At 64.7% G+C, this 13,546-nt stretch carries 10 protein-coding genes and 1 tRNA gene; 6 read left to right on the top strand and 5 right to left on the bottom strand.

Going from position 1 to position 13,546, the window contains the following annotated elements:
• The first annotated feature begins 456 nt into the window (after nt 1–456).
• The 6 genes from clpX (at nt 457) to KUF59_RS25220 (ending at nt 6,541) form a co-directional block, all read left to right on the top strand.
• A complete protein-coding gene (gene clpX / locus KUF59_RS25245; RefSeq protein ID WP_212403779.1) occupies nt 457–1,728 on the top strand; it encodes an ATP-dependent Clp protease ATP-binding subunit ClpX in 1,272 nt (423 codons plus the stop codon).
• Between the two features lie 322 nt (nt 1,729–2,050).
• Nucleotides 2,051–4,474, top strand: coding sequence for an endopeptidase La (lon, locus tag KUF59_RS25240; RefSeq protein WP_212460881.1), 2,424 nt, complete (start codon nt 2,051–2,053; stop codon nt 4,472–4,474).
• Between the two features lie 58 nt (nt 4,475–4,532).
• Nucleotides 4,533–4,937, top strand: a complete 405-nt coding sequence (locus tag KUF59_RS25235; protein ID WP_212460880.1) for a GFA family protein — start codon at nt 4,533–4,535, stop codon at nt 4,935–4,937.
• A gap of 46 nt (nt 4,938–4,983) precedes the next feature.
• Nucleotides 4,984–5,060: transfer RNA gene (locus KUF59_RS25230), tRNA-Val, on the top strand.
• 235 nt (nt 5,061–5,295) lie between these two features.
• A complete protein-coding gene (locus tag KUF59_RS25225) occupies nt 5,296–5,487 on the top strand; it encodes a hypothetical protein (RefSeq protein WP_212460879.1) in 192 nt (63 codons plus the stop codon).
• A gap of 193 nt (nt 5,488–5,680) precedes the next feature.
• On the top strand, nt 5,681–6,541 hold the full coding sequence (locus tag KUF59_RS25220) for a class I SAM-dependent methyltransferase (RefSeq protein WP_212460878.1): 861 nt from the start codon (nt 5,681–5,683) through the stop codon (nt 6,539–6,541).
• Nucleotides 6,542–6,676: 135 nt separating this feature from the next.
• Here KUF59_RS25220 and KUF59_RS25215 read toward each other — a convergent pair whose 3' ends face one another.
• The 5 genes from KUF59_RS25215 to KUF59_RS25195 are packed head-to-tail and all read right to left on the bottom strand — an operon-like array spanning nt 6,677 to nt 13,526.
• Nucleotides 6,677–7,651, bottom strand: coding sequence for a cation diffusion facilitator family transporter (locus tag KUF59_RS25215; protein ID WP_212460877.1), 975 nt, complete (start codon nt 7,649–7,651; stop codon nt 6,677–6,679).
• A 26-nt stretch (nt 7,652–7,677) separates the two neighbouring features.
• Nucleotides 7,678–10,869, bottom strand: a complete 3,192-nt coding sequence (locus KUF59_RS25210) for an efflux RND transporter permease subunit (protein WP_258767216.1) — start codon at nt 10,867–10,869, stop codon at nt 7,678–7,680.
• On the bottom strand, nt 10,862–11,839 hold the full coding sequence (ihpB, locus tag KUF59_RS25205; RefSeq protein WP_212460875.1) for a divalent metal ion exporter adaptor subunit IhpB: 978 nt from the start codon (nt 11,837–11,839) through the stop codon (nt 10,862–10,864). Before ihpB ends, KUF59_RS25210 begins: the two co-directional genes overlap by 8 nt.
• Entirely contained in the window at nt 11,836–13,107 is a 1,272-nt protein-coding gene (ihpA, locus tag KUF59_RS25200; RefSeq protein ID WP_258767215.1) for a divalent metal ion exporter subunit IhpA, read from the bottom strand. The genes ihpB and ihpA overlap by 4 nt, the downstream gene beginning before the upstream one ends.
• Nucleotides 13,108–13,163: 56 nt before the next feature.
• Nucleotides 13,164–13,526 (bottom strand): hypothetical protein, encoded by a 363-nt coding sequence (locus tag KUF59_RS25195; protein ID WP_258767214.1) that lies wholly within the window; start codon nt 13,524–13,526, stop codon nt 13,164–13,166.
• Between the last annotated feature and the right edge of the window lie 20 nt (nt 13,527–13,546).

Genomic DNA, 13,546 nt, shown 5'->3' with positions numbered 1-13,546 from the left:
AGAGCGCCCCCGGGATCGCAAGAGCGACCCGAGGGATCGCAAGAGCGACCCTGGGGATCGCAAAGGCGGCATTCACGTTAACCGATGGCGCGGAAAGCGTGATTTGCGCCCCGCGGCAGGCAGAAAGTTCCGCTTTCGTGCTTGTTTTTCGTGGCAATCCAGCAACGCCGGGGTGGTTTCGGTCACTTCTTTCGTGCCAAGACGTGAAATCACGGTATTGTCACGGGTAGCGGGAAGCCGCCCGATTAGCGAATTCTTGATAGTCGGGTGACAGCATGGTTGGCTACGATTGATCGGCTATATGATCGCGGGAGAATCGAGTGACCGTGATTCGCACGGGATGTAGCGCGTAGGGTCTTTTTTGGTACGGAATTTGCTCTATTTCAGCTTCAAGACGGCCGAAGTGCCAGAATGGAGCGATCGGGCGGACGGATCGAACCGCGGACGGAGACAGGAATGAGTAAGGTCGGCACGAGCGACTCCAAGAACACGCTGTATTGCTCGTTCTGCGGCAAGAGCCAGCACGAAGTCCGCAAACTGATCGCGGGTCCCACGGTCTTCATCTGCGACGAGTGCGTCGAACTCTGCATGGACATCATCCGTGAGGAGAACAAGTCCTCGCTGGTGAAGTCGCGCGACGGCATTCCGACGCCGAAGGAAATCTGCAAGGTGCTGGACGACTACGTGATCGGCCAGAGCCACGCCAAGAAGGTTTTGTCGGTCGCGGTCCACAATCACTACAAGCGCCTCAACCACCAGACCAAGCACAACGACGTCGAACTCGCGAAGTCGAACATCCTGCTGATCGGTCCGACCGGCTCGGGCAAGACGCTGCTCGCGCAGACGCTCGCCCGCATCCTGGACGTGCCCTTCACGATGGCCGACGCGACGACGCTGACCGAAGCCGGCTATGTCGGTGAGGACGTCGAGAACATCATCCTGAAGCTGCTGCAGGCCGCCGACTACAACGTCGAGCGCGCGCAGCGCGGCATCGTCTACATCGACGAGATCGACAAGATCAGCCGCAAGTCCGACAACCCCTCGATCACCCGCGACGTGTCGGGCGAGGGCGTGCAGCAGGCGCTGCTGAAGATCATGGAAGGCACGGTGGCTTCGGTCCCGCCGCAGGGCGGCCGCAAGCATCCGCAGCAGGAGTTCCTGCAGGTGGATACCACCAACATCCTGTTCATCTGCGGCGGCGCCTTCTCAGGGCTAGAGAAGATCATCTCCGCCCGGGGACGTTCGACCTCGATCGGCTTCGGCGCATCCGTGCTCGCGCCGGAAGACCGCCGCACCGGCGAGATCTTCCGTCACGTCGAGCCTGAGGATCTCCTGAAGTACGGCCTCATCCCCGAGTTCGTCGGCCGTCTGCCCGTCGTTGCGACGCTCGAGGATCTCGACGAGACCTCGCTGAAGAAGATCCTGACCGACCCGAAGAACGCGCTGGTGAAGCAGTACCAGCGCCTGTTCGAGATGGAGAACATCGAGCTGACCTTCGCCGACGAGGCGCTTGGCGCGGTCGCCCGCAAGGCGATCGAGCGCAAGACCGGCGCGCGTGGCCTGCGTTCGATCCTCGAGGCGATCCTGCTCGAGACAATGTTCGACCTGCCGGGCCTGGAAGGTGTGGAAGAGGTCGTGATCTCCCGCGAAGTCGTGGAAGGCACGGCGCGGCCGCTGTACATCTACGCGGATCGCTCCGACCGTGCGGTCGAAAACGCCAGCGCGTAATACCGCGCTGGTGCAGCATACCGTTCCGTCTGACAGGAAGGCTGCGGAGAGTGCTTCCGCAGCCAATGTTGCGTGGCCGTTCAGCTCGCGTAAAGCGCTGAATGGCGTGCGTTTTTCAATGACTTGACACCCCCCGGGTCGATAGCCACCTAATGTCAGCGGCGAGCAAGAATTCCCTTCAAGATTCGCCTCAGTTTCGATCCGGCAGAGCTGGTCCGAAGGTTCGGACCGCACGAAAAAACCGGATCATTTCGGCACCTTGTGGCGGTTGCGCAAAGCCAGGCGGACTGCGTGCAAGGGGGCACAGCAAAAGGATAAGGCCATGACCACTCCAAAACCCCGGCCAACCATCGTCCACGGCGAAACTCACGCCTATCCGGTGCTGCCGCTGCGCGACATCGTCGTCTTCCCGCACATGATCGTGCCGCTCTTCGTCGGTCGCGAGAAGTCGATCCGCGCGCTCGAAGAGGTGATGAAGAACGACGCGCTGATCATGCTCGCGACGCAGAAGAACGCGTCCGACGATGATCCGGCGCCCGATGCGATTTACGAGACGGGTACGCTTGCCAGCGTGCTGCAGCTCTTGAAGCTCCCCGACGGCACCGTGAAGGTGCTGGTCGAAGGGCTCGAGCGCGCGCGCGTCGAGAAGTACACGGAGCGTGCCGACTACTATGAAGCGACCGCGGTCGCGCTCGCCGACACCGATGCGAAGTCGGTCGAGGCGGAAGCGCTCGCGCGCTCGGTCGTGTCCGACTTCGAGAGCTATGTGAAGCTCAACAAGAAGATCTCGGCCGAAGTAGTCGGCGTCGTGCAGGCGATCACCGATTTCGCAAAACTCGCAGACACCGTTGCCTCGCATCTCGCGGTCAAGATCGCGGATCGCCAGGGCATCCTGGAAACGCTGTCGGTCACCCAGCGCCTGGAGAAGGTGCTCGGGTTGATGGAGAGCGAGATCTCGGTGCTGCAGGTCGAGAAGCGCATCCGCTCGCGCGTCAAGCGCCAGATGGAGAAGACCCAGCGCGAGTACTATCTCAACGAGCAGATGAAGGCGATCCAGAAGGAACTCGGCGACGACGATGGTCGCGACGAGCTCGCGGATCTCGAAGAGAAGATCGCCAAGACCAAGCTGTCCAAGGAAGCGCGCGAGAAGGCGCAGCATGAGCTGAAGAAGCTGCGCCAGATGTCGCCGATGTCCGCGGAAGCGACCGTCGTGCGCAACTATCTGGATTGGCTGTTGTCAATCCCGTGGAACAAGAAGTCCAAGGTGAAGAAGGATCTGGAAGCCGCGCAGGCGGTTCTGGACGCCGATCACTACGGGCTCGAGAAGGTCAAGGACCGGATCGTCGAGTATCTCGCGGTGCAGTCGCGCGCCAACAAGCTGACCGGGCCGATCCTGTGCCTCGTCGGACCTCCCGGCGTCGGCAAGACCTCGCTCGGCAAGTCGATCGCGAAGGCGACCGGACGCGAGTTCGTGCGCGTGTCGCTCGGCGGCGTGCGTGACGAGGCCGAGATCCGCGGTCACCGCCGCACCTATATCGGCTCGATGCCCGGCAAGATCATCCAGTCGATGCGCAAGGCGAAGTCGTCCAATCCGCTGTTCCTGCTGGACGAGATCGACAAGATGGGCGCCGATTTCCGCGGCGATCCGTCCTCGGCGCTGCTCGAGGTCCTCGACCCCGAGCAGAACTCGACCTTCAACGACCACTATCTCGAGGTCGACTACGATCTCTCCAACGTCATGTTCATCACGACCGCGAATACGCTCAACATTCCGGGCCCGCTGATGGACCGCATGGAGATCATCCGGATCGCCGGCTACACCGAGAACGAGAAGGTCGAGATCGCGCGCAAGCACCTGATCCCGAACGCGGTCTCCAAGCATGGCCTCGATTCCAAGGAATGGTCGATCGACGACGATGCGTTGCTCTTGATGATCCGCCGCTACACCCGCGAGGCGGGCGTGCGTAACCTGGAGCGTGAGCTCTCGACACTCGCCCGCAAGGCGGTGAAGGAGCTGATGATCTCTAAGAAGAAGTCGGTCAAGGTCACCGAGAAGACTCTGGAAGAGTTCCTCGGCGTGCCGAAATACCGCTTCGGCGAGATCGAGAGCGAGCCGCAGGTCGGTATCGTCACGGGCCTGGCCTGGACCGATGTCGGCGGCGAGCTGCTGACGATCGAAGGCGTCATGATGCCCGGCAAGGGCAAGATGACCGTCACGGGCAACCTGCGCGACGTCATGAAGGAGTCGATCTCGGCGGCAGCGTCCTACGTCCGCTCGCGGGCGATCAACTACGGCATCGAGCCGCCGATGTTCGACAGGCGCGACATCCACGTGCACGTGCCGGAGGGCGCGACGCCGAAGGATGGTCCGTCTGCGGGCGTCGCGATGGCCACCGCGATCATCTCGGTCATGACCGGCATCCCGGTCCGCCACGATGTCGCGATGACCGGCGAGATCACGCTGCGCGGCCGCGTGCTGCCGATCGGCGGTCTGAAGGAGAAGCTGCTCGCCGCTGCCCGCGGCGGCATCAAGACGGTGCTGATCCCCGAGGACAACGCCAAGGATCTCACGGAGATTTCCGATGCGATCAAGGGCGGCATGGAGATCGTCCCGGTCTCGCGGCTCGACGACGTCGTCGCCCGCGCGCTGGTGAAGAAGCCGGTGCCGATCGTCTGGGAAGAGGACACCAAGGTGACGGTGAAGCCGGACGGCGACGAAGCCGCCGGCGGACTGACCGCTCACTGATCTCAAGCTAATGATAAAACGGCGCCTTCGGGCGCCGTTTTTGTTTTGAGGCAAGGCGATGCAGATCGACGGACAGTGCCATTGCGCGAAAATCACCTATGAGGCCGAGATCGACGCTGAGGCGGTCTCGGTCTGCCATTGCCGGGATTGCCAGACGCTGACGGGATCGCCGTTCCGGGTCACGGCGCTCTGTTCGGCGGCCGATGTCCGGCTCACCGGCGGGACGCCAAAGGTCTATGGCAAGCGCGGCGATAACGGCCGGCTGCGCTTCCAGCACTTTTGCGGCGACTGTGGCTCCCCGTTGTTCGCGAGCGGCGAGGGCGACCAGGCCGGCGATTGGGGCATCCGCTGGGGTAGCATCCGCCAGCGTGACGCCTTGCGGCCCGTCCGGCAGATCTGGTGCCAGTCGGCCGCGGTCTGGATCGACGCCGTTCCGGGGCTGCCGGGAAGGCCCAAAGACTGACGTTAGGCTTGCCCCGCCGGGGGCGGCGAGGCTAAAGAGGCGGCGAGGGCGGTTAGCTCAGCTGGTTAGAGCATCTCGTTTACACCGAGAGGGTCCGCGGTTCGAATCCGTGACCGCCCACCAGCCTTCGCTCGCTTCGCGAGTTTCGGCTGGGCAGGCCAGCTCAAAACATCATTGACGCTAAGCGAGCGAAGGCTGCCGCGCCGGAGCCCAACGGGCGCAGGCGGGCCTTTCGCCACGCATCCGGCGCCTAGAAATGGCCCCCGGCGGGTCCAAAATTGCCTTCGTTCGGTCATTGTTTCGGTCGCAGCCGGACCCACGGTTCCAGTTCCCGTGGTTAGCGTGGAGTACCGCCGTGATGAGTGATCTTCGCACGAAGTTGGAAAGGTACGAGTCCAAAGCCGCCCACTGTATGAAAGCAGCTCAAGAAGCGCGCGACGAGGCCGGAAAGGCTTTTTACGAGGAGCTTGCTCGCTACTACGACGAACTGGCAACGGACTTTCGCCGCGTCCTTGCGAAGCGAACCGGAGCCTCGCTGGCAGCCGAATGATTTTGCCTGGCGCATTGGCGTAGCGCAACTCGGCAGCTAAGTCCTCTCACCATCCGTCAACCTCGGACGCCGTACAGCGCGGGGAGCCGCAAACTTGTCTCGCCGCCGAGTCGACAGAACAGGTACCGGCAGTTGACGGCGCCTTTGCGTTTCGGCATCGGGGTCTTTCGACCAAGTTGCCAGAGGGGCGCCCATGGTACAGCCAAGCGGACACGAGCAGAACGCCGATCAGATCGCCTATTGGAACGGGCCCGGCGGCCAGAAATGGGCCGACCGTCAGGCGGCGCAGGAGATTTTGCTTGGGCCCATCGCCGATCTCCTGATCGCGCGCGCGAAGCCGCAGGCGGGCGAGCGCGTGATGGACATCGGTTGCGGCTCGGGTGCTACGACGATTGCGTTTGCGAAGGCGGTCGCACCCAACGGATTTGCGCTCGGCCTCGACGTGTCGGGCCCGATGCTGGCGCAGGCACGCGCGATTGCGCCAAAGGGTCTGCCGCTCGATTTCGTGCTCGCGGATGCGACGGTCTATCCGTTCGATCCCGCGAGCTACGATCTCCTTGTCTCGCGTTTCGGCGTGATGTTCTTCGCCGATCCGGTTGCCTCCTTCACCAATCTGCGCCGTGCGCTAAAACCGTCGGGGCGGCTTGCCTTCATCTGCTGGCGCGAGCCGCGCGAAAACCCCTGGATGATGGCGCCGCTGATGGCGGTCTACAAGCACGTGCCAAAAATGCCGCCGGTCGGTCCGGAGGATCCCGGCCCGTTCGCCTTCGCTTCCGAGGAGCGCGTGACGCGCATTCTCAACGGCGCCGGCTTCACCGACATCGCGATGCAGCCCCACAATCTGGCGATGGACATCGCGATCGGCGGCGGTCTCGATGCGGCCGTCGACGGCGCCTTGCAGATCGGTCCCGCCAACCGGGCACTCGAGGGACATCCGCCGGAGACGCGTGAGGCCGCGAAAGCCTCGATCCGCGAGATGCTGACGCCCTATGTGAAGGGGCAGGCGGTCGCGCTGCCGGGGTCGGTGTGGGTCGTGACGGCGAAGGTGGCGTAGGCGCAAACTTGCCGGCGCCAAACGTATTCACCGCTGTCATTGCGAGCGCAGCGAAGCAATCCAGAATCTCACCGCGGAAATAGTCTGGATTGCTTCGCTGCGCTCGCAATGACAGGGGCGAGAGCTTTCGCGCGCTCACACCACATCATCCGGCGCCAGCGCGCAGCCGTTGTCGGGATGCGTCTCCACCTGCAGGGTGGTGTGGCCGATCCGGAAGGTTGCCTTCAACTTGTCCGCGGTCTCCATCAGAAAATCGTCTCCGGCGCCATCGGGCATGACGAGGTGACAGGTCAGCGCCGTCTCGGTTGTGCTGATCGGCCAGACGTGGAGGTCGTGGATTCCTGAGACGCCGGGCCGCTGCATCAAAAAACCTCTGATGGCGGCAAGATCGGTGCCCTTCGGGGCGGCGGCCATCGACATGTCGACGGAGCTACGCAGCAGGCTGGTCGTGCTCCAGAGGATGGTGGCGCAGATGACCAGACTTGTCACCGGATCGAGCCAGAGCCAGCCGGTCCAGATGATCAGCGCCGCCGAGACCACGACGCCGAGCGAGACCGCGGCATCGGCGGCCATGTGGAGATAGGCGCCTTCGATGTTGATGTCGTCCTTGCGGCCGCGCGCGAACAGCATCGCGGTAAAACCGTTGATCAAGATGCCGATGCCGGCGACCACCATCACGGTGACGCCTGCGATCGGCTCCGGCTCGCGCAGGCGCAAGATTGCCTCCCAGCCGATCGCGCCGGTCGCGACCAGCAGGAACACGGCGTTGGCAAGCGCAGCCAAAATGGTCGAGGCGCGAAAACCGTAGGTGAAGCGGCCGCTCGGCGCTCGTTTGGCGGCGACCGATGCGCCCCAGGCCACGACGAGGCCGAGTACGTCGCTGAGGTTATGACCGGCATCGGCGAGCAGGGCGGTGGAGTTGCCGATATAGCCGTAGACCGCTTCAGTCACGACGAGCGCGATGTTGAGCGTAATGCCGATCGCGAAGGCTTTGCCGAAGTTGGCGGGCGCGTGGACGTGCGCATGACCGTGATCATGGCTATGGCCATGACTGTGGTCGGCATGGCCATGATGGTGGTGATGGCCGGCGTGATGGTCGTGGCTGGCCAAATTGACCGCTCCTTCAAATCACCGCGTCATTGTAGGCGCTCTGCCGTCGCCGTCACGGCCTTATCTTTCCGGAACAGAACGTACAGCGCCGGCAGGACCAGCAGCGTCAGCATGGTCGAGGAGATGATGCCGCCGATGACGACGGTTGCGAGCGGCCGTTGCACCTCCGCGCCGGCGCCGGTGGCGATCGCCATCGGCACGAAGCCGAGGGAAGCAACAAGCGCCGTCATCAGCACCGGGCGCAGTCGGGTCAGCGCGCCCTCGCGGACGGCGTCCGCGACCGAGTATCCTTCGCTGCGGAGACGTTCGATGAAGGCGATGATCACGAGGCCGTTGAGCACGGCGACGCCCGACAGCGCGATGAAGCCGACGCCGGCGCTGATCGACAAGGGAATGCCGCGCAACAGCAGTGCCGCGACGCCGCCGGTCAGCGCCAGCGGCACGCCCGAGAACACCAGCAGCGCATCCGCCGCCGATCCCATGCTCATGAAGAGCAGGAGGAAGACCAGCAGCAGCGCCACCGGCACCACGATGGTGAGCCGCTTGGTGGCGGAGACGAGCTGCTCGAACTGTCCGCCCCAGCCGATCCAGTAGCCCGGCGGCAGCTTGACCTTCTGCGCGACGGCGTCCTGCGCTTCGGTGACGAAGGAGCGGAGGTCGCGGCCCCTGACATTGGCCATGACGACGACGCGGCGCTTGCCATTCTCGCGGCTGATCTGGTTGGGGCCCGGCGCGATCTCGACACTCGCGACCGAGGACAGCGGGACGTAGCGCAACGCGGTGCCGGAGGCTCCGGGCCAGGCTGTCTTGGTGGGCGTCGCGGCATCCTCGCCAGGGGGCAGTGGGATCGGCAGGGACTTGATGGCATCCGGATTGGCACGCAGGCTCTCCGGCAGGCGCACCACGATGTCGAAGCGACGATCGCCCTCGAACAGCTTTCCGACCGGCTTGCCGCCGATCGCGATCTCGACGAGGTTTTGCACCTCGCCGACGCTAAGACCGTAGCGCGACAGTGCCTGGCGGTCGAGCTTGACGGTGAGGATCGGCAGGCCTGCGATCTGCTCCGTCTTCACATCCGCGGCGCCCTCGATTCCGCGAATGACGCCGTGAACCTGCTGGGCAACGCCGGCAAGTACGTCGAGATCGTCGCCAAAAATCTTGACGCCGACATCGCTGCGAATACCTGCGATCAGCTCGTTGAACCGCATCTGGATCGGCTGGGTCATGCCATAGGCCGTGCCGGGCAGGGTGTTGGCGGCGCGTTCGATGTCTTCGACGACCTCCTGCTTCGCCTTCGCCGGGTCCGGCCACGCATCGCGCGGCTTGAGCGTGACATAGGTGTCGGCGACGTTGGGCGGCATCGGGTCGTTGGCAATCTCGGCGGTGCCGATCTTGGAGAAGATTGTCGCGACCTCCGGCACCTGCCCGACGGCCTTTTCCAGCCGCAGCTGCATGTCGACACTCTGGGTCAGGCTGGTTCCGGGGATCCGGATGGTCTCGATGGTGACGTCGCCTTCGTCGAGGCTCGGGATGAATTCGCCGCCCATCCTTGTGGCTGCGAGGATGCTTCCGGCCACAATCAGGACTGCACCGACCGCGACGCTGGCGCGATAGCGGATGGCACGGTCGAGCAGGGGAACGTAGAGCCTCTTGGCTCCACGCATGAAGATATTCTCCTTCTCCGAGACCTTGCCGCTGACCAGGATCGCGATCGCGGCTGGGACGAAGGTCACCGAGAGCAGGGCCGCCCCCGTGAGCGCCATCAGCACCGTGAGCGCCATCGGCGTGAACATCTTGCCCTCGGTGCCGGTCAGGGTCAGCACGGGCAGGTAGACCACCGCGATGATGAGCGTGCCGAACAGGCTGGGACGCACGACCTCGCTGGCACCGGCCTGGATTGTCTCGATCCGTTCCTCCAGTGACAGCAGGCGTCCGCGCCTGTGCTGTTCCACTGCGAGCAGCCGCAGACAGTTTTCGACGATGATCACGGCACCGTCGACGATGATGCCGAAATCGATCGCGCCCAGGCTCATCAGGTTGGCACTGACCCTGGATTCCACCATCCCCGATATCGTCAGCAGCATCGAGAGCGGAATGACGCAGGCCGTGATCAGCGCGGCCCGGAAGTTGCCAAGGATCAGGAACAGCACTGCGATCACGAGGGCCGCGCCCTCGGCGAGATTCTTCGCGACGGTGGCGATCGTCGCCTCGACCAGATAGGTACGGTCATAGACCGCTTTTGCCACGACACCCTCAGGCAGCGACTTGGCGATGTCCTTCAGCCGCGCCGACACGCGCTGGGCCACGGTGCGGCTGTTCTCGCCGATCAGGAGCATGGCGGTGCCGAGCACGGTTTCGCTGCCATTGGCTGATGCCGCGCCGGTGCGCAGATCCTGGCCTTCCTGCACCTCGGCGACGTCGCGGATGCGCACGGGCACGCCGCCACGTGAGCCGATGACGATATCCTTGATCTCGGCGATGGTGGCGACCTGGCCGGGGGCGCGAACCAGATATTGCTCGCCGTTGCGCTCGATATAGCCGGCGCCGACATTGGCATTGTTGGCAGCGAGCGCCGTCATGATGTCGCGAAAGCCGAGCTTGTAGGCCATCAGTCGCTCTGGGATCGGCAGCACATGGAATTGCCGCTCGAAGCCGCCGATCGAATTGACCTCGATGACGCCGGGAACGGTTCGGAGCTGCGGCTTGATGATCCAGTCCTGGATCGTTCGGAGCTCGGTCGGCGTAAAGTCGTCGCCGCTCGGCGACTTCGCACCGGCCTTCGCCTCGACGGAGTAGACGTAAATCTCGCCGAGGCCGGTCGAGATCGGACCCATCGCGACCTCGACGCCGGCGGGTAAGAGGTCGCGGGCCTGCTGGATGCGTTCGTTGACGAGCTGGCGGGCAAAATAGATGTCGGTGCCGTCCTGGAATACGACGGTGACCTGGCTCAGCCCGTAGCGCGAGATCGACCGCGTGTAATCGAGCTTCGGCAGACCTCCCATCGCCGTCTCGATCGGGAAAGTGATGCGCTGCTCGGCCTCGAGCGGCGACAACCCCGGAGCGCGCGTATTGATCTGCACCTGGACGTTGGTGACGTCTGGCACCGCGTCGATCGGAAGGCGCGTGAAGTTCCAGGCGCCGAATGCGCCGGCCGCGAGCGCCAGCAGCACGACCAGCCAGCGCTGACGGATCGAGAAGGCGAGCAGCGCGTCAATCATGATCGGCGTCTCCCTTGCCCATCTCCGCCTTGACGACAAAACTGTTCTCGGCGACGTAGCGCTCGCCGACCGACAGGCCGGCGCGGATCTCCACGAATTTCAGATCGGAATCGCCAAGCTCAACCGGCCGGGCCTCGATCTTGTCGTCGTCCTCTCGCACGAACACGACCGTCTTGTTCTCCAGCGTCTGGATCGCGCCCTTGCGCACGGCCACCGGCACGTTGCGCGCCGCGAGCACGAGCCGCGCAGTGACGAACAGGCCGGGACGCAGCCGACCATCCGTGTTCGGCAGCACGACGCGCGCCAGTGCGGTCTGGGTCTCGCTACTGCCGACCGGCGCGACATAGGAGATCGTGCCCTTGATTTCGCCGCGGCCGTCGTCGGGATCGATCAGCACCTCGTCGCCGAGCCGGACGCGCCGCAGGTCCTGGCGGTAGATCGACAGGTCGACCCAGATGGTGGAGAGGTCGGCCACCACGAAGGCCGGCTTCTGCTCGGAGGCGTATTCGCCGAGCGAGATCTGGCGCTCGATGATGGTGCCGCCGATCGGCGCCTTCAGGTCGTAGACCGTCAGGCTCTGGTTGCTCTCGATCGAGGCGAGCAGATCGTCCTTGGCGACCTTGTCACCGATCCGCTTCAGGATCGACTTTGCGATGCCGGGGAAGCGGGGCGTCACCTGCACCACGGCCTCCTGATTGGCGCGCAGCATGCCGTTGAAGGACAGCGTGTCGGTCAGCGTCGCGCCTGCGGCTTCCGCAAGAATGACGCCGGCGGCCGCGAGCTTGACGTCGCTGATCCTGATGCGATCGGCGCCGTGCTCGTCCTGCTCGACATGCTCCTTTGCGGGCTTCTCCGGCTTCTTCTCCGCTTGCACGGTGCTCTCGACCCGGGCCGGGGCGAGCATCGCATAGCCGTAGGCGCCGAGCCCGGCCGCAACCAGCGCGGCGATGATGGTGGAGGAGGTCTTCATCGCGCGCTCTCCCGCGCCAGCGTAAAGGGATTGCCGACCAGGCCCTCGATGGTGGCGATGGCGGCGTGGAAATTTTGCAGCGCTTCCTGCTCGCGCAGCCGCGCCTGGGCGACGCTGGCCTGTGCGTCCAGCACCTCCAGCAGGGTGAAGCGGCCCTGGCCGTAGCCCTGGGAGATTGCCTCCGCCGCCTCCTGCGCCTTCGGAATCGCGACCTCGCGCAACACGGCGAGCTCGCGCAGCGAACCCTGAAGCGAGTCGTAGGCGCGGCCGGCGATCACGATCAGCGTGTTGCGGTTGGCCTCGCGCTCCGCTTTGGTCTTGGCGAGGCTCTCCTGCGCGGAAAGGATGTTGCCCTGGTTCTGGTCGAAGACGGGGATCGGCACCGACAGGGTCAGCCTGACGGCGTCGTCATTGGTTTCGTTAAAGTGGCGCCAGCCGGCGGCGATCCGCACGTCCGGATAGGGTTTCAAGCGCGCCAGCAGCAGCTCGGCATTGCGCTGCGCGAAAACGGCAGTCCAACGCACCAGTTGCGGATTGGCGTCGATGGCGGCGACGACGGATTGGAACGAAGGCGGCCGGCCGATGGTGTCGAGCCGCCCGGAGACCTCGCCAAACTTCGCATTGGTGTCGCCCATCAGCACCGCGAGCTCGCGCCGGGCACTCGCCAGCGTCGCCTTGAGGCGCTCACGGTCGGCCTTGACCAGCGCGGAGGCGACCTCGGCGCGACCGGTCTCGGCCGGCGAGGAGGCGCCAGCCTCGACGCGCCGGCGGAGCAGCGGCGTCAGGCGATCGATCGCCGTGACCTGCTCGTCGAGGATCTGGATGCGGCGCTGGGCCCCGAGCACGCTGAGGAAGGCGATGGCGGTCTCCGACAGCACCTCGAGCCTGACCGCCTTGCGCTGGATCGCGGCGACGTCGATGCCGGCTTCGCCTGCGGCAATACGCGCCTCGCGCTTGCCGAACAGCTCAAAACCCTGGCTGATCTGGAGCGTGGTCTCGGCCGACCTGGTGCCGCGATAGTTTCCGGAGCCGAAGGAATTGTCCTGCTCGTAGGAGAGCTCGGGATTGAGCATCGCGCCCGCCTGGATGCGCTGGCCCGTGGCGATGCCGACATCGCGCTCGGCCGCGGTCAACCGCGGGCTCGCGGCCAGCGCGCGCGTGAGCGCAGCGCGCATCGTCAGGGTCTGGGCGTGCACGGGCGCACTATGGAGCCCGATGAGAATAGCCGTTGCGCACGCCAAGCGCGCGGCTGTTCGCCTGCAAAACATGGAAACGACCTGTGAAGGACAACGTCATGGGCGCAGGAAGCGCCCGGCTGATCCGTTCAGGTCAGAGATTTGGGGGGCGGGGAGTCCGTATCGGGCACAATGCCCGCGAGTGCCGGCAGACGCGGCGAGGCGGGCTGGGTCAGGAGTTCTGCCGCCGTTGCCGGAAGCACGGCCTGCGCGATGGCGACCGAGAAGCAGCCGTGGCAGTGATGGCCGGCGAGCGCCTTGTGATCCGCATGCCCGGACGCCGGGCCGATCACCGTGACGATCTCCGACGGTCCGGACGAAGCTGATACGTCGACGTCGTAGATGCCGTGCAGCGTTCCGGTCAGGAGATACATCGTCGCAACGAACGCAGCCAAAAGCCCGCGCCAATTGCGCAGGTGGACAAGTCCCTTTGGCCGGCAGATGGCGAACACGTCGTCACTCTTGTTGCGTT

The organism is Bradyrhizobium arachidis, assembly GCF_024758505.1.
Lineage (GTDB): Bacteria > Pseudomonadota > Alphaproteobacteria > Rhizobiales > Xanthobacteraceae > Bradyrhizobium > Bradyrhizobium manausense_C.
This window is presented reverse-complemented; position numbering and strand designations above follow the sequence as displayed.

Excerpts from the sequence above, each read along its gene's own strand:
- clpX (WP_212403779.1), top strand. The coding sequence starts at position 457 with ATGAGTAAGGTCGGCACGAGCGACTCCAAGAACACGCTGTATTGCTCG.
- lon (WP_212460881.1), top strand. The coding sequence starts at position 2,051 with ATGACCACTCCAAAACCCCGGCCAACCATCGTCCACGGCGAAACTCAC.
- KUF59_RS25235 (WP_212460880.1), top strand. The coding sequence starts at position 4,533 with ATGCAGATCGACGGACAGTGCCATTGCGCGAAAATCACCTATGAGGCC.
- KUF59_RS25225 (WP_212460879.1), top strand. The coding sequence starts at position 5,296 with ATGAGTGATCTTCGCACGAAGTTGGAAAGGTACGAGTCCAAAGCCGCC.
- KUF59_RS25220 (WP_212460878.1), top strand. The coding sequence starts at position 5,681 with ATGGTACAGCCAAGCGGACACGAGCAGAACGCCGATCAGATCGCCTAT.
- KUF59_RS25210 (WP_258767216.1), bottom strand. The coding sequence starts at position 10,869 with ATGATTGACGCGCTGCTCGCCTTCTCGATCCGTCAGCGCTGGCTGGTC.
- ihpB (WP_212460875.1), bottom strand. The coding sequence starts at position 11,839 with ATGAAGACCTCCTCCACCATCATCGCCGCGCTGGTTGCGGCCGGGCTC.
- ihpA (WP_258767215.1), bottom strand. The coding sequence starts at position 13,107 with ATGTTTTGCAGGCGAACAGCCGCGCGCTTGGCGTGCGCAACGGCTATT.